At 59.4% G+C, this 14,758-nt stretch carries 21 protein-coding genes; 9 read left to right on the forward strand and 12 right to left on the reverse strand.

The window, feature by feature from the left end; all coding sequences use genetic code 11:
* Positions 1 to 44 precede the first annotated feature (44 nt).
* The 4 genes from HNQ65_RS12775 to HNQ65_RS12790 all read left to right on the forward strand — a co-directional run bounded on the left by HNQ65_RS12775 (position 45) and on the right by HNQ65_RS12790 (position 1,898).
* Entirely contained in the window at positions 45 to 311 is a 267-nt protein-coding gene (locus HNQ65_RS12775) for an AbrB/MazE/SpoVT family DNA-binding domain-containing protein (RefSeq protein WP_184339935.1), read from the forward strand.
* Positions 308 to 700, forward strand: a complete 393-nt coding sequence (locus tag HNQ65_RS12780; RefSeq protein WP_184339936.1) for a PIN domain-containing protein — start codon at positions 308 to 310, stop codon at positions 698 to 700. Before HNQ65_RS12775 ends, HNQ65_RS12780 begins: the two co-directional genes overlap by 4 nt.
* 92 nt (positions 701 to 792) lie before the next feature.
* Entirely contained in the window at positions 793 to 1,362 is a 570-nt protein-coding gene (locus HNQ65_RS12785; RefSeq protein WP_184339937.1) for a hypothetical protein, read from the forward strand.
* 47 nt (positions 1,363 to 1,409) lie between these two features.
* On the forward strand, positions 1,410 to 1,898 hold the full coding sequence (locus HNQ65_RS12790) for a putative molybdenum carrier protein (RefSeq protein WP_184340266.1): 489 nt from the start codon (positions 1,410 to 1,412) through the stop codon (positions 1,896 to 1,898).
* Between the two features lie 16 nt (positions 1,899 to 1,914).
* Here HNQ65_RS12790 and prmC read toward each other — a convergent pair whose 3' ends face one another.
* From prmC to HNQ65_RS12815, 5 genes are read right to left on the reverse strand one after another with little or no spacing between them, the layout of a single operon-like run.
* Positions 1,915 to 2,805: a peptide chain release factor N(5)-glutamine methyltransferase gene (gene prmC / locus HNQ65_RS12795; RefSeq protein ID WP_184339938.1), complete on the reverse strand. Its 891-nt coding sequence runs from the start codon at positions 2,803 to 2,805 to the stop codon at positions 1,915 to 1,917.
* A 60-nt stretch (positions 2,806 to 2,865) separates the two neighbouring features.
* A complete protein-coding gene (locus HNQ65_RS12800; protein WP_184339939.1) occupies positions 2,866 to 3,441 on the reverse strand; it encodes a 5-formyltetrahydrofolate cyclo-ligase in 576 nt (191 codons plus the stop codon).
* A gap of 46 nt (positions 3,442 to 3,487) precedes the next feature.
* Positions 3,488 to 4,732 carry a 2-oxo acid dehydrogenase subunit E2 gene (locus HNQ65_RS12805; protein WP_184339940.1) on the reverse strand — a complete coding sequence of 415 codons (1,245 nt, stop codon included), beginning with the start codon at positions 4,730 to 4,732 and terminating at the stop codon, positions 3,488 to 3,490.
* A gap of 39 nt (positions 4,733 to 4,771) precedes the next feature.
* Positions 4,772 to 5,737: an alpha-ketoacid dehydrogenase subunit beta gene (locus HNQ65_RS12810; protein WP_184339941.1), complete on the reverse strand. Its 966-nt coding sequence runs from the start codon at positions 5,735 to 5,737 to the stop codon at positions 4,772 to 4,774.
* The gene (locus HNQ65_RS12815; RefSeq protein ID WP_343076561.1) at positions 5,734 to 6,780 is read right to left on the reverse strand and encodes a thiamine pyrophosphate-dependent dehydrogenase E1 component subunit alpha; all 1,047 of its coding nucleotides are present in this window, start codon (positions 6,778 to 6,780) and stop codon (positions 5,734 to 5,736) included. The genes HNQ65_RS12810 and HNQ65_RS12815 overlap by 4 nt, the downstream gene beginning before the upstream one ends.
* Positions 6,781 to 7,005: 225 nt before the next feature.
* Here HNQ65_RS12815 and HNQ65_RS12820 point away from each other — a divergent pair, with 225 nt between their 5' ends.
* Both HNQ65_RS12820 and rfaD read left to right on the forward strand, forming a co-directional pair.
* A complete protein-coding gene (locus HNQ65_RS12820) occupies positions 7,006 to 7,569 on the forward strand; it encodes a hypothetical protein (protein ID WP_184339942.1) in 564 nt (187 codons plus the stop codon).
* Positions 7,570 to 7,629: 60 nt separating this feature from the next.
* The gene (gene rfaD / locus HNQ65_RS12825; protein WP_184339943.1) at positions 7,630 to 8,634 is read left to right on the forward strand and encodes an ADP-glyceromanno-heptose 6-epimerase; all 1,005 of its coding nucleotides are present in this window, start codon (positions 7,630 to 7,632) and stop codon (positions 8,632 to 8,634) included.
* Positions 8,635 to 8,650: 16 nt separating this feature from the next.
* Here the strand turns inward: rfaD and HNQ65_RS12830 are convergent, their stop codons facing one another.
* From HNQ65_RS12830 to HNQ65_RS12860, 7 genes are read right to left on the reverse strand one after another with little or no spacing between them, the layout of a single operon-like run.
* Complete coding sequence (locus HNQ65_RS12830) at positions 8,651 to 9,106, reverse strand: carboxypeptidase-like regulatory domain-containing protein (protein WP_184339944.1); 456 nt, start codon at positions 9,104 to 9,106, stop codon at positions 8,651 to 8,653.
* 13 nt (positions 9,107 to 9,119) lie between these two features.
* Positions 9,120 to 9,485, reverse strand: a complete 366-nt coding sequence (locus HNQ65_RS27105) for a DUF4262 domain-containing protein (protein ID WP_184339945.1) — start codon at positions 9,483 to 9,485, stop codon at positions 9,120 to 9,122.
* Positions 9,486 to 9,491: 6 nt separating this feature from the next.
* Positions 9,492 to 9,725, reverse strand: a complete 234-nt coding sequence (locus HNQ65_RS12840; protein ID WP_184339946.1) for a DUF7336 domain-containing protein — start codon at positions 9,723 to 9,725, stop codon at positions 9,492 to 9,494.
* Positions 9,726 to 9,746: 21 nt separating this feature from the next.
* Positions 9,747 to 10,343, reverse strand: coding sequence for a hypothetical protein (locus HNQ65_RS12845; protein WP_184339947.1), 597 nt, complete (start codon positions 10,341 to 10,343; stop codon positions 9,747 to 9,749).
* 2 nt (positions 10,344 to 10,345) lie between these two features.
* Positions 10,346 to 11,197 (reverse strand): PrsW family glutamic-type intramembrane protease, encoded by an 852-nt coding sequence (locus HNQ65_RS12850; RefSeq protein WP_184339948.1) that lies wholly within the window; start codon positions 11,195 to 11,197, stop codon positions 10,346 to 10,348.
* 21 nt (positions 11,198 to 11,218) lie between these two features.
* Entirely contained in the window at positions 11,219 to 11,542 is a 324-nt protein-coding gene (locus tag HNQ65_RS12855; RefSeq protein ID WP_184339949.1) for a hypothetical protein, read from the reverse strand.
* A 34-nt stretch (positions 11,543 to 11,576) separates the two neighbouring features.
* A complete protein-coding gene (locus tag HNQ65_RS12860; RefSeq protein ID WP_221306151.1) occupies positions 11,577 to 11,927 on the reverse strand; it encodes a DUF2489 domain-containing protein in 351 nt (116 codons plus the stop codon).
* 71 nt (positions 11,928 to 11,998) lie between these two features.
* On the opposite strand from HNQ65_RS12860, the gene HNQ65_RS12865 reads away from it, so the two are divergent.
* The 3 genes from HNQ65_RS12865 (at position 11,999) to dapF (ending at position 14,751) form a co-directional block, all read left to right on the forward strand.
* A complete protein-coding gene (locus HNQ65_RS12865) occupies positions 11,999 to 13,009 on the forward strand; it encodes a tetratricopeptide repeat protein (protein WP_184339950.1) in 1,011 nt (336 codons plus the stop codon).
* A gap of 74 nt (positions 13,010 to 13,083) precedes the next feature.
* Entirely contained in the window at positions 13,084 to 13,896 is an 813-nt protein-coding gene (gene trpA / locus HNQ65_RS12870) for a tryptophan synthase subunit alpha (protein ID WP_184339951.1), read from the forward strand.
* Positions 13,897 to 13,938: 42 nt separating this feature from the next.
* Complete coding sequence (gene dapF, locus HNQ65_RS12875) at positions 13,939 to 14,751, forward strand: diaminopimelate epimerase (protein WP_184339952.1); 813 nt, start codon at positions 13,939 to 13,941, stop codon at positions 14,749 to 14,751.
* The last annotated feature ends 7 nt before the right edge of the window (positions 14,752 to 14,758 follow it).

Here is a 14,758-nt window from a genome sequence, read left to right on the forward strand (position 1 = left end):
GAATGTGATTTGACGAAATCACGGAATCCAACAAAATTCCTTGCATGACATACTCCTCCACTTTGACGTCGAAAAATCAGACCACCCTGCCCAAGGCCGTCGTTCATTTGCTAGGCGCCACGCCTTCATCGATCCTCGCCTATGAAATTCTGGAAGACGGCAAGGTTCTGCTCACAGCCAAATCTGCGACTTTCAAGGACATCGCCGACACCTTTCCGAAGAAAAAAGCAACCAAACCTATCAGCATTGAAGACATGAAAAGAGCCGTCGCCCAAGGTGCTGCAAAACGTTTTAAGAAAGCTGTAAAATGACGGGGCTCGATACGAACGTCCTTGTGCGATACCTCGCACAAGATGACGAGCCCCAGCTACGAAGCGTGCTGACTTTACTGCTGAAGAAGGGCGCGACTTTCTTTGTCCCGGATCTCGTTTTGGTCGAAACTGACTGGGTGCTCAGCACACTCTATGAGTGGACGCCAGAAGAAGTCGCTGAAGCATTCGGCCGCCTGCTAAATGTGCACAATCTGACCTTCGAGAACGAGGGCAGAATACGCGCCGCATTGCGTGCTATGCGCCAAGGTGCAGATTTGTCTGACGAACTCATCATTGATCGCTGTCGCGACATGGGTTGCAAGACAGTGGCAACATTTGATAAAGGCATAACAAAACGGCATCCTGGATTTGCCGTGACTCCCAAATAGCTTCCTCAGCATGCTCCACTTGATGCATCAATCAAGCAGGGCGGCAATGGTGAGCAGTGAAGTCCATTTCCATGTTTTCAATACGTCCGCCCATGATCACGGCGCTTATCGCACTGGGTATGCTGCTTGTTGCCTACGGGCTGATGTCGACAATTTCCAACTCGTTGGAACGTCCTGCAGCACACACCATCAACGACATAACGGATGCAAACACCATCTGGCGGGCAGACATCCCGCTTGGCTTTGAGGAATCAGTAGCTCGTAAAAAGTGTCCAGTTCCGCTACCTCAAGGAGCCCGCCATATTCAGTATGTTGATTTCTACGAATACGGTGGATTCATGCACTGCATGCGTTTTGAAGCCCCGCTCTCCGTCTGCAGGGAGCATGCCGCCCAGCTGATCCAAGCATTTAATGCACGGAACAACGAGACCCAAAAATCCAATCAAGCGCCTTTGCCAGTTCGTCCGATCCCTCTGGACCAATCGACAACCACCGTGATAGGCCATTATGTTCGTGATCAAGTTGCGGAGGCTGCGCGTGCTTCCTGGTTTGAGCCAGATAAGTTGACCAGTGGAGAAATGTGGGGCCGCAGCGGAAGCCATACGCCCATGATCATCATCGACAGCGACAAAGGTGTCTTTTACTACCTCCGCACCGATTAATAGTTTTGAAAACTGCAAAAATAGGTCTGTCAGCCATGGAAGGAAAAATGACGCATCCCGGTTTCAAAATCATATCCGGCGCTCAAACAGGGGTGGACCGGGCTGCACTGGACGCAGCTCTGGCCTTTGGCGTGCCCTGTGGCGGCTGGGTGCCAGCAGGCAGGCGCGACGAGGACGGCGTCATTCCTCCAGATTATCCGGTGCAGGAGCTGAAGGAAGGGGGCTACAGGCAGAGAACCATTCAAAATCTCAGTGATGCCGATGGCACGCTGATTCTGTATTTCGAAGAGCTGGAAGGAGGCACGGAGCAGACGCTCTATCGGTGCATCAAGCTGCATCGCCCTTACGTGCTTGTGGATGGAGCAGAAATCAGCGCCGAGAGAGCCTCTGATCTTGCCCTTCGATTCATCCGCAGCCGTAATATCAGCAGCCTCAACGTCGCTGGTCCGCGTGGCAGCAAACGGCCAGAAGGCCACGCTTACGCGCTAGATGTCATTTCAAGACTGCTCATGAAGCTGGGATTCCAGCGGCAGTGAGGGTCAGCTTTAACTTTTACTCTATTCCAGCTACCTCATCGATCTCGGCAACTGCCTCTTCTGGCACCACCCTCTGCGGTGCCACCGCAAACACAAAGCGGTGAATGCCTGCCAGATCTGCCGCAGTGCTGGCATTCAGGTAGCCCAGCTCGGTGCAGAGGGTGACCACGGGAGCACCTTGATCGTGGCCCAATTCGAGGGCGATGAGCGCACCGGTGTTGAGATGAGCGAGGGCATCCTTCAGAAAACGCTCCACGATGCGCAGGCCGTCCGGGCCGCCATCGAGGGCGAGGATGGGATCGCGCTGCACTTCGGCGCTGAGCGTGGGGATTTCAGCGGTGGGGATGTAGGGCAGATTGGCGGCGATGACGTCAAAGGTGCCGGTGATTTTTTCAAAGAGATCGCTGCGCAGAAACTTCACGTTGCAGCCCAGACGCGAGGCATTGAGCCGGGCGAGATCCAGAGCGTCTTCGCTGATGTCTGCCAGCACCACCTCGCTCAGCGGCCAGGCTTTGGCGAGGCTGAGGCCGATGCAGCCGGAGCCGGTGGCCATGTCCAGCACACGAGCGGGCGCGCTGGGGCATTTTTTCAAAATCATCTCCACCAGCGTCTCCGTCTCCGGGCGTGGGATGAGCGCACGGTGGTCGCTCACGAATTCGTGGCCGCAGAATTCCACGGTGCCCAACAGGTGCTGCAGCGGCTCCCCTTCCCCACGGCGCTTCAGCAGGTCGCGCAGTTTTACCAGATCGGGCTCGGGCACGGATTCGCCAAAGCGCAGATACAGATCCAGCCTGCGGCAGTGCAGCACATGGGCCAGCAGGTGCTCCATGTTCAACCGGGCTTCCTCGATCTTGCGCTTCTCCAGGTAGGCGGTGCCGGACTGGATGATTTCAAGGATGAGCTTCATGGAGGGAGATGGGGCAAAGGCAAAACGGCACGCGGCACAGGCCGAAGCGCTGCGCACTAATCAAGACGCCACGGCCTCGATCAAGCCGGATTCCGTGATGATTTGCACCACACGCTGGTCGTGGGCTTCGCACGGAATGTCATTGATGATCTGCATCTCAAACGCCACGGCGAGACGTCGCGCGCGGCACTCCGGCCGAGCCAGCAGGCGGTCGTAATAACCACCGCCGCGCCCGAGACGCGCTCCTGTGCGTGTGAATGCCAGCCCGGGCACCAGAATGACATCCAGCTCCGCCACCTGCACCGGCGTGCAATGCTCCTGCGGCTCCCACACATTCATCGTGCCACGTTTGAGATCCTCCGCTGAGCGCACCACACGCGGTTGCAGCTCTTCTTTCTCGATGTGGAAAAAGCACACGCGCACACCGCGTGCGAGCAGCCCGGGCAGCAGATGCGTCACGAGATCGGGCTCATTGCGCAGACCACCAAACAGCGCCCAGGTCTGGCCAGCGCGATCATTCCCCACATAGCGCAGGATCTGCGTGGAGATCCTGGCACTGGCATCAGCGCGCGTGGGTTCCTCCAGCGCACGCAGGCGCTCGCGCAGAGTTTGGCGCAGCGTGGCTTTGTCTGTCATGACACTTCGATCAATGGAGCGGACAGGAGTGTCCGCGCTACCTTCTTCACAGCAGCTCGGGCTTCTGCAGCAGCTCGGCCACGCGCTTGAGCAGGCGTCCGGCGCCGCCGCCATCCAGCACGCGGTGGTCAAAGCTGAGGGTCAGCTCGGCTTCCGTCACGGGGATGAACTGGTTCACCTCATCGCTCCAGTGCGGCACCTTGCTGCCGGCACCGAGGCCCAGCACGAGATTCTGCTCTGGCAGCGGGATGGGGGTGGCCCACACGATGCCAAAGGTGCCAAAATTGGTCACGGTGGCGATGCCCGGGCGCTTCACATCATTGGGCAGGCGGCGTGCGCGGGCCTGCTCCACCAGCTTGTTGTAGGTGGGCACCAGCTTCATGAGCGGGGTCTTTTCCACCTCGCGCAGCGTGGGCACCATCACACCATCGTCCACCTCCACGGCAAAGCCGATGTCGATGGCCAGCGGATGCACGATGCGGTTGCCCACCAGGCGTCCGGCAAAGGCGGTGTTTTCAGAGAGCGCGATGGCCAGCGCGCGGATGACATAGAGCGCGGGGCCGGGCTTGGGGTCGGCCTTTTTGCGGTGCGCCAGCATGGCGTCCAACATGATGGGGCTGCCCACGGTGGCCAGCGGGCGCGTCCAGCTCCGGCGCATGGAATCCGCCACCGCGATGCGCATGGGCGAGGCCGGTGTCATGCGGTGCTGCTCCAAGCCGCGCAGGAAGGACTCAAAGTCCTCCACCGTGACACGGCCGCCCGCACCTGTACCGGGCACGCCGGCGAGGTCGGAGGCATTCAGCCCCAGCTCGGCCATGCGTGCACGCATGCGCGGAGAGATGTAGGTGGCCCCAGCCGCACCCGCAGGCACCGGCAGGCCGCCCACCACCGGCTCCACGGTGGGCTGACGGGTGGAGATCACGTCGTTGTCGCTGATCTTGAAGTGCAGATTTTCCACCTCCTCGGAGCTTCCGCCCGAGTGGCTGTGACTGGGGGCATCGGCCTTGGCAGATGGCTCGTCGCTGAGGCCCAGCAGCTGGGCGTCCTCGGCGCTGATCTCAAAGGCCGCCAGCGTGGCGCCCACGGCGTAGCTGGTCTTGGCCGCAGCCACGATCTGGCCCACTTTGCCGGCGCACGGGGCCGTCACGGCCATGGTGGCCTTGTTGGTCTCCACTTCAAAGAGATCGCAGCCTGCCTCGACGACGCTCCCGGGCTCGACCAAGATGCGGATGATCGTGGCTTCAGCGATGGACTCGCCCAGCTGGGGCATCAGGATGGGAATGGTACGCATGACTGGATGCTGAAAAAGAAAACGGGGCTGAAAGTGGGATTAATGGCGCAGCAGAGTGCGCAGTGCGGCCGCGATGGTGGCCGTGGTAGGCCGGTGGGCCTTCCAGAGATTGGGGTGGTAGGGGATGGGCGTGTCCTTGGAGTTCAGCCGCATGGGCGGCGCATCCAGCAGGTGGAAGCCCTCGGTGGTCACACGGGCGATGATTTCCGCCGTGACACCGCCCCAGGGGAATGCCTCTCCCAGCGCCAGCAGGCGGCCGGTGCGGGCCACAGAGGCCAGGATGGTGTCCGTATCCATCGGCTTCACGGAGCGGAGATCCACCACCTCGATCTGGTAACCGTCGAGCTGCAGCTCCTCAGCCGCGCGCAGGGCCTCGTGCACCATGGCGCTGTACGTCACGATGGTGGCGTGGCGGCCCGGGCGTGCGATGCGTGCCTTGCCGATGGGCAGCTCACGATCGCCGATGCGGTCTGCCTTCAGGTGGTAGTAGAGAAACTTGTGCTCGCAGAAGACCACGGGGTCATTGATCTCCACGCTGTCCAGCAGCATCCAGTAGGCGTCCTCCACGGTGGCGGGCGTCACGATCACCAGGCCGGGATAGTGCGCATAGATGGCCTCCATGGACTGGCTGTGGAAGGGGCCGCTGCCAGCCGTGCCGCCGGAGGGCATGCGGATGGTGATGGGGCACGGCACATTGGTGCGCCAGTAGAGCGTGGCCGCCTGATTGATGATCTGGTTGAACCCGATGGAGGAGAAATCCGCAAACTGCATCTCCACGATGGGGCGCGCGCCCTCCACCGCCGCACCCACGGCCATGCCGATCATGGCATCCTCGCTGATGGGGGAGTCAAAGACACGGTTGGGGAATTCCCGGCTCAGGTTTTTGGTGGCCTTGAAGGCACCGCCAAAGGTGGCGATGTCCTGCCCGTAAAGGAAAACGGAGGGGTCACTGCGCAAAGCCTCGTACTGGGCCTCCCGAATGGCTTCGAGGTAGGTGATGCTCATGCCTTGTACTGCCCTTCCACCAGCTCAGCGCAAGACAAGGCCTGCCAGTTTTCTTTATAGGGGTCTGGGGTGGGTTCTTTGGACACTTTGGAAACGGTTTGATCCACGGTGCGGCGCACCTCTTCATGCAGCTCGCGCACCTCGGCGGGGGTCATCCAGCCATGGGCGCAGGCAAATTCTTCCGCCACCTGCAGGCAGTCGCGTGCATTGGGGGCATGGCGCGCTTTGTCGGGAATGTAGGAGGCGTCATCGTGCTCGCCGTGGCCGGAGAGGCGCAGCAGCGTGCCCACCACCATCTGCGGTCCGCCACCGGAACGGGCACGGGCCACGGCAGCGCGGAAGGCCTTGAGGCAGGAGGCCAGGTCCGTGGCATCCACGGTCACGCCCTCCACACCATAGCCCGCAGCGCGGTCCACCAAATTTTCACAGGCGTACTGGCGGGTGTTGGGGGTGGAGTAGGCGTACTGATTGTTGGCCACGCTCACGATCATGGGCAGCTTTTCCACGGCGGCCATGTTCAAGCCCTCATGAAAAGCCCCGGTGGAGGTGCCGCCATCGCCGATGCTCGTGGCACCCACGCTGTCGCCCAATGTCCCAGCAAGCCGCCGGGCAAAGAGCGCCCCGGACGCCACTGCCAGCATGCTGCCCAGGTGGCTGATCATGGCCATGTGCCCCTCTTTCGGGCGGCCACGGTGGATGTTGCCATCCCGCCCGCGCATCGGCCCGGTCACGGCACCCAGGTAGGTGCGCACGGTGTCGATGATGGGTTCGCCAAAGGCGATTCGGCCCGCCTGGTCGCGGATCAGCGGAGCATAGACGTCTTTACCCTTACGCAGTTGGATCCCCAGCGCGGCGCTGAAGGCCTCCTGCCCTTTGCCTAGGTACACTCCACCCACGATACGCCCGCCGGCACGGTAGAGAGACCCGAGCTTCTCCTCCAGCACTCTGGAAAGCATCATGTGCTGGAAGGTCTGTAGAAATTGATCGCGAAAATCGGCCGTCAGGTCGGTTTCGGCGCAGTTGATCGATGAAGCAAGTGCCACGAGGCATACTTGGTATCTATGGCGACAGTTTCGTCAATAGCGCGGCGGTAAGGATTCCTCTACAAATGACGAAATCTAGCCGCAACTGGCATCCGATCGGCTTCTTTTGTCCGCCACAAGTTTTTAAGATAAAGCGTGACAAGCTTCACTCGTTTTAATAATATCGTTGAAATTTTTATAATTCAGTGGAAATTTAATAAACTAACCTGAAATTTTTAGAAACCGATGGAATCACTTGTCTCCACCGCCGCTGCTGATCCAGCCTTTGCTGGCTTCCACACTCAGAGCTACGGTAGCCTGCTGCTGCCAGACCACCCCATCCGTTTCGGCTTTCAGGTGGACATTGTTCCTGAGAACTGCCCCAACAGCATCATCTTCGGCATCGTCAGCCGGGACCCCGCCAACAGCAGCCATGCCAAAACCAGCGGCTTTGCGGTGAAGGTGGACCTGGAGATGCGCGAGGTCTGGGACGCCCTGAACAAAAGCGGCCTCGTCGGCTGGGTGGAGCATCCCCTTGGCCTGGCCGGATTTACCGATGAGGAGCCCCTGCTCCTCGGCTGGGAGATCGAATTCCACGGCCACGCATTGATCCCCAAACTCGTGGTGGCAGACCAGCAGTGGCTCTACCCCGCCGTACAGTGCCCCAATCCTGTGGTGATGGAGACCGTGATCGGCTGGCAGGGCACGTGGGACCGCGATCCCCGCAGCACCTTCCTGCACCCTGCCCTCTGGCGCGAGCAGCTCCCCGTGCTGCACACGCCTCAGCAGCCCGAGGCTGTGGCGGCGTAAAGGCGGCTGGCGCAAGCTCCGGCTTGAATCCCGTCGCATCCCCCGTTACCGGACGGGCTCATGAAAAACACGGAAAGTCGCATCCTCATCACCGGCGGGGCCGGATTCATCGGCAGCGCCCTCGTCTGGGAACTCAACCGCCGGGGCTGCGAAAACATCGTGGTGTGCGATCGCCTGAGCACCGACGAGAAGTGGAAAAACCTCGTCCCGCTGAAATTTGCCGACTACATCGACGGCAACGACCTCCTTCAGGCCGTGCAGCACAGTCCTGCCAAGATCGGCCGCTTTGACCACATCCTGCACCTAGGTGCCTGCTCCGCCACCACCGAGCGGGATGCGGACTACCTCATGCGGAACAACTACGAGTTCACCAAGCAGCTCTGCCAGTGGTCCCTCGCCAGCCAGACCCGCTTTGTGTACGCCTCCTCCGCCGCCACCTACGGTGATGGAGCCCACGGCATGGACGACCAGATGGCCGACCTGCACGCCCTGCGCCCGCTGAACATGTACGGGTACTCCAAGCACCTCTTTGACCTGCACGCCAAGCGCGAAGGCTGGCTGCCCCACATCGTCGGCCTCAAGTACTTCAACGTCTATGGCCCCAACGAAGACCACAAGGCGGACATGCGCAGCCTCGTGCACAAGGCCTGCGGCCAGATCCTCGCCACCGACAAGGTGCAGCTCTTCAAGTCCCACCGCCCCGACTACAAGCACGGCGAGCAGATGCGCGACTTCCTCTACGTAAAGGACGCCATCCGCATGACCCTGCACCTGGCCGAAACCCCGAGCGCCGGCGGCCTCTTCAACCTCGGCTCCGGCAAAGCCCACACCTGGGTCGAACTCGCCACCGCCATCTTCACCGCCCTCGGCAAGGAGCCGAACATCGAGTTCATCGACATGCCCGAGCACCTCCAGTCGAAGTACCAGTACTACACCTGCGCCGACATCGCAAAGCTGCGCGGCTCAGGATTCAAGACGGAGATTACGCCGCTGGCGGAAGCCGTGCGGGATTATGTGCAGGGGTATCTTGTGCCGGATAAGCGGCTTGGGGATGAGGTGTCCTGAACGATGCGGCATGTCGTCACATGCGCGTCAAGAGAAGGGTCAGATCAACGATGCGCCGTTGCTTGTAGATGAGAAAGTCAATGAATCGCAAACGGCCTTTTGAGGCGATGCGGGCCTCGGCTGGCAAGTAACCTGGAGCCTCGCAGCGAACCGTCGAGGTACCAACGCTGATGCTGGTGCCTGTATTATCGAAACCCGCGCCAAACCTGTCTTTGACGGTTGCTTGGCCATCGCTGTCAGTCAGCGCGGTAAGAACCGTTGGAGGGGAAACAAGCATCTCGGGTGCCCTGGCCCGGCGCTCAGAAATCAAGGTCACGGTCGCTGCGGCAATGGGCTGCTTTGTGACGGCATCGATAGCTCGCACGCTAACGGTAACCCACGCCGAGCCACAGCCGATGTAACCAGGCACAAGCAAGGCAAAGGCGATGCCGAAAACCAGAAGGGTCCAGAATGCACATCGTAAAAGTTTCATTTTCCGGAGCTGGCTAGCTTGAGAGGTCAACCTGAAGCCCCTTGAATCGTTCGTCAAACCCGTCCTCGCGAGGGAACACGCCGTTCAGATCAGGCCATAGGCACTGCAAGGCGGGATACCCGTCTGGATGCGGCCGGTAGACCCAGTTTGCGCAGCCTAGATAATCGTAAAAATGTCTGTTTTGAATCGGGCAAAAAATCACATCTCTATCATCAACAAAATCGGGGTATCGTTGTTCAGGCACAAGCAGACCACCTGCCATCAAATATTCGCCAATGGCATTTAGCACTCGTCCAGGTGGGGCAACGTCGCCCCCGATGATCAGGATTCGTGCCGGATAAGCGGCTGGGGCATGAGGTGGGGTGAGTGAGCTTTGCACGCTCGATCACTCCCCTACTTGCTGAATGGTCACATACCCCTCCAGCCAGCCTATGTGGTCATCCACTTGGTGTTCATCGATCGAGAAGCCTGCAGGCCGTTCTCTAAATCCCGGCAGGTCGGCTACTTTCTGTTGGGCAGCACGCGCAAAAGCCTCGGTCGAAAAAACACCGATCAGTTTCACATCTTCGTGACCGTCATCAAACTCGTGCACATGGTGAAGGAGGAAAACAGTGTTCATTATGGTGTTATTGCAGATAGGTCACCAGACTGGTGCTGAATGACCTGAAAGATATCCGTCGAAAATCCTTCGGTATCGCTCAGCTAAGTACGCTCCATGCGCCTGCCCAAGACGATCAATGTCATGCCAAAATCGCGCCTCCTCAAATCCCTCAAAGTTCCAGACCGAGAAGAGCGCCAAATTATGAAAGCAGTCTGCCACATCTCGGCACAGCCGCAGGTCTGAAGCCCTGCGCCACCAGCTTACTGGATTCCACCAAACAGTATCGCAATGACCTGAGCGAAGGTGACACAAGACTGTGTAGAGCAGATGGCGGTAGGCTTCCTGACGTTGCGTCTCAATGCGCGTGGTGTTGCCTAAGGAGTCGGGATTACCACCTAAAGTCTGTGCTGCCTCATGAAAAAGCTGTCTTATCGCCGGAGTCGCATACCGGGCGGTGTAAACCATCTGATCCGTAACCAAGTCGTAGTACTTGCTGCCGATACCACGGTAACGCTTGTTCATCTCGGTCCGGTCGATGGCACCCTCCTTTTCCAACGCCAGCATGGAGCAATTGAAGCCATCGCTGATGATGCCAACGAGCGTGTTCCGGATCTCTTCGTCGGTGGGCTTATTCATCGTCATTTGGTAGAGCTTCTCTCTGTCCACAGCCACTTGCGGCAATGTGGGCATTTTTCATACCGCTTACTTCCCATGTTAACCGCCATCGGCGAAGGCTCGAAGTCGGTGCCGCACTCCGGGCAGTGGCGGATGCCGTAGAGGAGGTGCCAGGGGAACTTGCGGCCGGTGGTGTAGCGGGTGAGCAAGGCCAGCGCCCCCACGAAGAGCGCCACCAGCCACAGAACCACGATCACCTCCCACGCCGAGCGACCCAGGCCGCCCACATTCCACGCCATGAGGCTGATCGGAAAGTTCGCCGCCCAGTGCGCGACCATGGCCCCGCCAAGCCCAAGCCATAGCCGACGACGCAGACGGGAGAGGGTGATGGCCACGAAAGCACTGTGAAACACACAGGTCATCAGCCGCTCGTTGATGTAGCCGCCAAACTGATAAAACGGCAGCTTGGCCAAAGCAGGCTGGGTGGACACGCGCTCGGCGATGAACCACATCTCCCCCAGCGCGAACCCGAGCCCGATGGCGAGGGCGTAGCGGCTGAAGTTTTCAGGCCGAATGTCGCGAAAGACCGCCGGAATCAGCAGCACCAGCAGCTTCGCAGGCTCCTCCGTCAGCGGCGCATACAGCGTGGCCAGCCACTGATACGCCATGGACTTCCGCGTCAGCCATCCGGCAAGCCAGTGATCCAGCGGCAGCCGCACCAAATAAAAAGCCAGTGGCTGCAACGGCAGACAGATCAGCACCGCCGCCAGCAGCAGCCAGCCATTGGCAGGCTTGGGCAGCTTATAAATGAGCGCGCCAAAACCTGCGCTGGCGATCAGGCTGGTCAGAATGGCGGCGATGTAGATTCCGGGCATGGCTGTGGGAAGACAAAGATCTCAGCCTTTCACTTGATCATCGGAGCCCCATATTTTGATATTTAGCAAAGTGGCCCACACGGGATGATAATGAGCCTCAACGGTCACGCAATGTTTGGTGCCATTGGGTGCCTCACAATCCACATGGTAGTCTTTGATCGTCAAGCTGGCATAGAATGCTGCGCGGATGGAACCACAGTCACGCCACACACCAGCTCGGCTGATTTTCAAAACCTTGACTGAGTCCACTTCCAAAAGCCGACGAATGGCCGGCCTCACCTGAATCGTTCTCCAGCAATGGCGGAGGAACATCAGGGCCATCAGCAGGCCCCAAAGGAAGATCATGGCTAAGTACAATATTTTCATTTCATGCCGGAGGTCAAGCGAGCCCTCCCCCGTGAAAGCGGCGGAGCAGCACCTGACAGGCTGCAATGGCATGATCGCGATGAAATGATTCAGCAGCTCTGATTTCTGCGTCTTTGACCGCCAGAGCCTCTGACGCCCAATGCTGACGGATTTCCCCGATGGGTAGATGGTCGGTTTCGCTATCGATACCGACGAAGCAAAGGAAGTCCGGATCGTGCTCCAATGAGGACACTCGGCAGCAAAGACCAGCAAGAAGCCTTGAACCTTCAATGATGCCCAGTTCGCCACGCAACATGGCAGATGCCGCCTCAACGACTTGCTGCTGAGGTGACTGTTCGGTGAAGGCTAATTCAGAGTCTTTCATGGCAAGCCAGCAGGTTAAGAATGCAGTTTAATACCATTGACCAAGAACCGTCCGCCAGCATAAAAAAGCGCATGAAAAACGACGCCAGAACATTGCTATTGGCTGCAGCACTGGCACTTTCGCCCACAGCTGCCACGGCATGCCTTTGGGACAGCGACACACTGGCCGCAGAAAGCGCCCGGTTCCCCGGCATCTCTCAGCTCATCACCGGAGCTTTCCCTCGTCATTCGCAGGAGTTCTATGAATGGCGGCGAAAAACTTGCGAGCAACAGCTGGCCAAAAACCCGGCCCTTATTGCCTTGTATGACGATCTCTCCGTAGCGCAGCACAAGCTCGGCGATCACAAGGCAGCCATTGCCACAATGCTGGCCAAGGAAAAGCTCAAGCCCGGTGTGTATGAGACCTATTCGAACCTGGGCACCTTTTACATCTACACCGGTGAACTCGAAGAAGCCATCAAATGGATCAGCAAGGCGCTGGCCATCAATCCCAACGCGCACTTTGGGAGGGAGAAATATCAAAAGTGGCTGGTCGAATGGCAGATCGACCTTAAAAAACCCAGGGGAGAAAATGACAGCCAACCCCAACCAAGATTATCACCACACAACACGTTGATGGGCTTTGCTCGGTTCGTGGCCAGCAAAGAATCCGGCATGGACACCATGTCTTATGACTCCGACCTCGCGCTTTCTCCTGAGCAGGCGCTGGCCGCCATACGTGGTGTCTCAGGCATGATGCGGTTTGCAGATTTTGACAACCCGCTGCTGCAGGAAGCCATGGGAGATTTGCTTCTCGTAGGAGAACTGAAAAGAAATGCAGCGCAGCTAGCCTCGATTTGCTACATGCAGGCAGCTCAGCAGTCGACTGATGATGAGAAGAAGGCTGCCATGCAGGCCAAATGCAAGATGGCAGGCCGATTTACACCCGACTTCAGCATGGATTTAGTAAAAAGTCAGCTTCTGTACGGACTCAAGGAGGGCAATTCCTACTTTCAAACGATTCGGGAAGACGAAATGAACTGGATCGCCGCTGGTCTGGACGCCAGCGCCGAATTCCAAAAGAAGTATCTGGCGGCCCGCTGAGCCAGTTTTTTTGGATTCTGGAGCCCATTCCGCCAGTCGACAGCGAGGGGATTGCATGCTAAACACCCCGCCCCATGTCTGCCACCACCAACCGTCTTGACGCCCGTTTTGCCCAGCTTCGTGCCCAGAAGAAGAAGGCTTTCGTTGCCTATGTCTGCGCCGGGGACCCCACGCTGGAGGGTACGATCGACATCGTGCTGGGCCTGGAGCGTGCCGGGGCGGATGTGGTGGAGCTGGGCGTGCCCTTCTCTGACCCTCTGGCAGACGGAGTGGTAAACCAGATGGCGGCGGACCGCGCGCTGAAGGCCGGTGCCACCACGCCGAAGGTGCTGGAGATGATCCGCCAGCTGCGCACGAAGTCGCAGATCCCGCTGGTGCTCTTCACCTACCTGAACCCCGTCTATGCCTACGGCTATGAGCGCTTTCACATCGATGCCGCTGCTGCCGGAGCCGATGGCGTGCTCGTTCTGGACCTGCCGCCGGATGAGGCCGCGCAAAATGCCGAGCTGAAGCCCTCCCCGGAGCTGCGCCACATCCAGCTCATCGCCCCCACCTCCCCGGCGGACCGCATCGCCAGCATAGCCAAATCGGCCGAGGGCTTTGTCTATTACGTCAGCCGCCTCGGTGTGACCGGCGCGCAGGCGGAGGTCGCCACGGGCATCGCCGAGCAGGTGGCGGTGATCAAGGCGGCCACCGATGTGCCGGTGTGCGTGGGCTTTGGCGTGTCGAACCCCGCCCAGGCCGCCGAGATCGCCAGCAAAGCCGACGGCGTCGTGGTGGGCAGCGCCATCGTAAAACTCATTGAGCAGAACGGCACCGCGCCCGACTGCGCCGCCAAGGTGGAAGCCTTCGTCAAACCGCTGGTGGATGCCGTCCACGCGCTCTGACCGTCTTGATTCCTTGCCCCTTTTTTTGACCACTTTTCTCTTATGACTCTGAACTTCACCAAAATGAACGGCGCCGGCAATGACTTCGTCATGCTGGACAATCGCGATCTTTCCATCTCCCTGACCAAGGAGCAGATCGAGAAGCTGTGCGATCGCCATCGCGGCATCGGTGCCGATGGCCTGCTCTGCGTGGAGCCCGCCACGGCGGACGGCGACTTCAAAATGCGCTACTACAATGCCGACGGCGGCGAGGCCGAGATGTGCGGCAACGGTGCGCGCTGCTTTGGCCGTTTTGTAAACCACCTGCATGGCGACAAGCTCACGAAGATCCGCTTTGAGACCCTGGCCGGCATCATCTCCGCCGAGTTTGAGGGCAGTCAGGTGCGCATCAACATGAGCACCCCGCACAACCTCAAGCTGTCCAACCACCTCGAAGTGGCTGGCGCCGGGCTGACCGTGCACAGCGTGAACACCGGCGTGCCCCACGCCGTGGTGATGGTGGACGACCTGGAGACCGTGCCCGTGCGCGAGTGGGGTGCTGCCCTGCGCTACCATGAAGCCTTCAAGCCCAAAGGTACCAACGCCAACTTCTCCAAAGTCGTGGCCCCCGGCAGCATCGCCATCCGCACGTATGAGCGCGGTGTGGAGGATGAGACCCTGGCCTGCGGCACCGGCATGGTGGCCTGCGCCCTGATCTACCACGAGCTGACCGGCGAGCCCGGCCCCATCAGCGTGCTGGTGAAAGGCGGCGACACCCTCAAGGTGGGCTTCGAAGAGCCCAACAAGAGCGAATACACCAATGTGACGCTCTTTGGACCCGCAGATTTCGTTTTCCAAGGCACAGTTCAACTCTAAGGTATAC

Source organism: Prosthecobacter vanneervenii, assembly GCF_014203095.1.
In the GTDB taxonomy this organism is placed as follows: Bacteria; Verrucomicrobiota; Verrucomicrobiia; order Verrucomicrobiales; family Verrucomicrobiaceae; genus Prosthecobacter; species Prosthecobacter vanneervenii.

What these genes read in the sequence shown, in the direction of transcription:
- HNQ65_RS12845 (WP_184339947.1), bottom strand. Translation starts at nt 10,343, where the DNA reads ATGAATAAGCCCACCGACGAAGAGATCCGGAACACGCTCGTTGGCATC.
- HNQ65_RS12855 (WP_184339949.1), bottom strand. Translation starts at nt 11,542, where the DNA reads ATGATCTTCCTTTGGGGCCTGCTGATGGCCCTGATGTTCCTCCGCCAT.
- HNQ65_RS12820 (WP_184339942.1), top strand. Translation starts at nt 7,006, where the DNA reads ATGGAATCACTTGTCTCCACCGCCGCTGCTGATCCAGCCTTTGCTGGC.
- HNQ65_RS12790 (WP_184340266.1), top strand. Translation starts at nt 1,410, where the DNA reads ATGACGCATCCCGGTTTCAAAATCATATCCGGCGCTCAAACAGGGGTG.
- HNQ65_RS12775 (WP_184339935.1), top strand. Translation starts at nt 45, where the DNA reads ATGACATACTCCTCCACTTTGACGTCGAAAAATCAGACCACCCTGCCC.
- HNQ65_RS12830 (WP_184339944.1), bottom strand. Translation starts at nt 9,106, where the DNA reads ATGAAACTTTTACGATGTGCATTCTGGACCCTTCTGGTTTTCGGCATC.
- HNQ65_RS12810 (WP_184339941.1), bottom strand. Translation starts at nt 5,737, where the DNA reads ATGAGCATCACCTACCTCGAAGCCATTCGGGAGGCCCAGTACGAGGCT.
- HNQ65_RS12840 (WP_184339946.1), bottom strand. Translation starts at nt 9,725, where the DNA reads ATGAACACTGTTTTCCTCCTTCACCATGTGCACGAGTTTGATGACGGT.
- HNQ65_RS12850 (WP_184339948.1), bottom strand. Translation starts at nt 11,197, where the DNA reads ATGCCCGGAATCTACATCGCCGCCATTCTGACCAGCCTGATCGCCAGC.
- rfaD (WP_184339943.1), top strand. Translation starts at nt 7,630, where the DNA reads ATGAAAAACACGGAAAGTCGCATCCTCATCACCGGCGGGGCCGGATTC.
- HNQ65_RS12860 (WP_221306151.1), bottom strand. Translation starts at nt 11,927, where the DNA reads ATGAAAGACTCTGAATTAGCCTTCACCGAACAGTCACCTCAGCAGCAA.
- dapF (WP_184339952.1), top strand. Translation starts at nt 13,939, where the DNA reads ATGACTCTGAACTTCACCAAAATGAACGGCGCCGGCAATGACTTCGTC.
- HNQ65_RS12780 (WP_184339936.1), top strand. Translation starts at nt 308, where the DNA reads ATGACGGGGCTCGATACGAACGTCCTTGTGCGATACCTCGCACAAGAT.
- HNQ65_RS12800 (WP_184339939.1), bottom strand. Translation starts at nt 3,441, where the DNA reads ATGACAGACAAAGCCACGCTGCGCCAAACTCTGCGCGAGCGCCTGCGT.
- trpA (WP_184339951.1), top strand. Translation starts at nt 13,084, where the DNA reads ATGTCTGCCACCACCAACCGTCTTGACGCCCGTTTTGCCCAGCTTCGT.
- HNQ65_RS12805 (WP_184339940.1), bottom strand. Translation starts at nt 4,732, where the DNA reads ATGCGTACCATTCCCATCCTGATGCCCCAGCTGGGCGAGTCCATCGCT.
- HNQ65_RS12785 (WP_184339937.1), top strand. Translation starts at nt 793, where the DNA reads ATGATCACGGCGCTTATCGCACTGGGTATGCTGCTTGTTGCCTACGGG.
- HNQ65_RS12865 (WP_184339950.1), top strand. Translation starts at nt 11,999, where the DNA reads ATGAAAAACGACGCCAGAACATTGCTATTGGCTGCAGCACTGGCACTT.
- prmC (WP_184339938.1), bottom strand. Translation starts at nt 2,805, where the DNA reads ATGAAGCTCATCCTTGAAATCATCCAGTCCGGCACCGCCTACCTGGAG.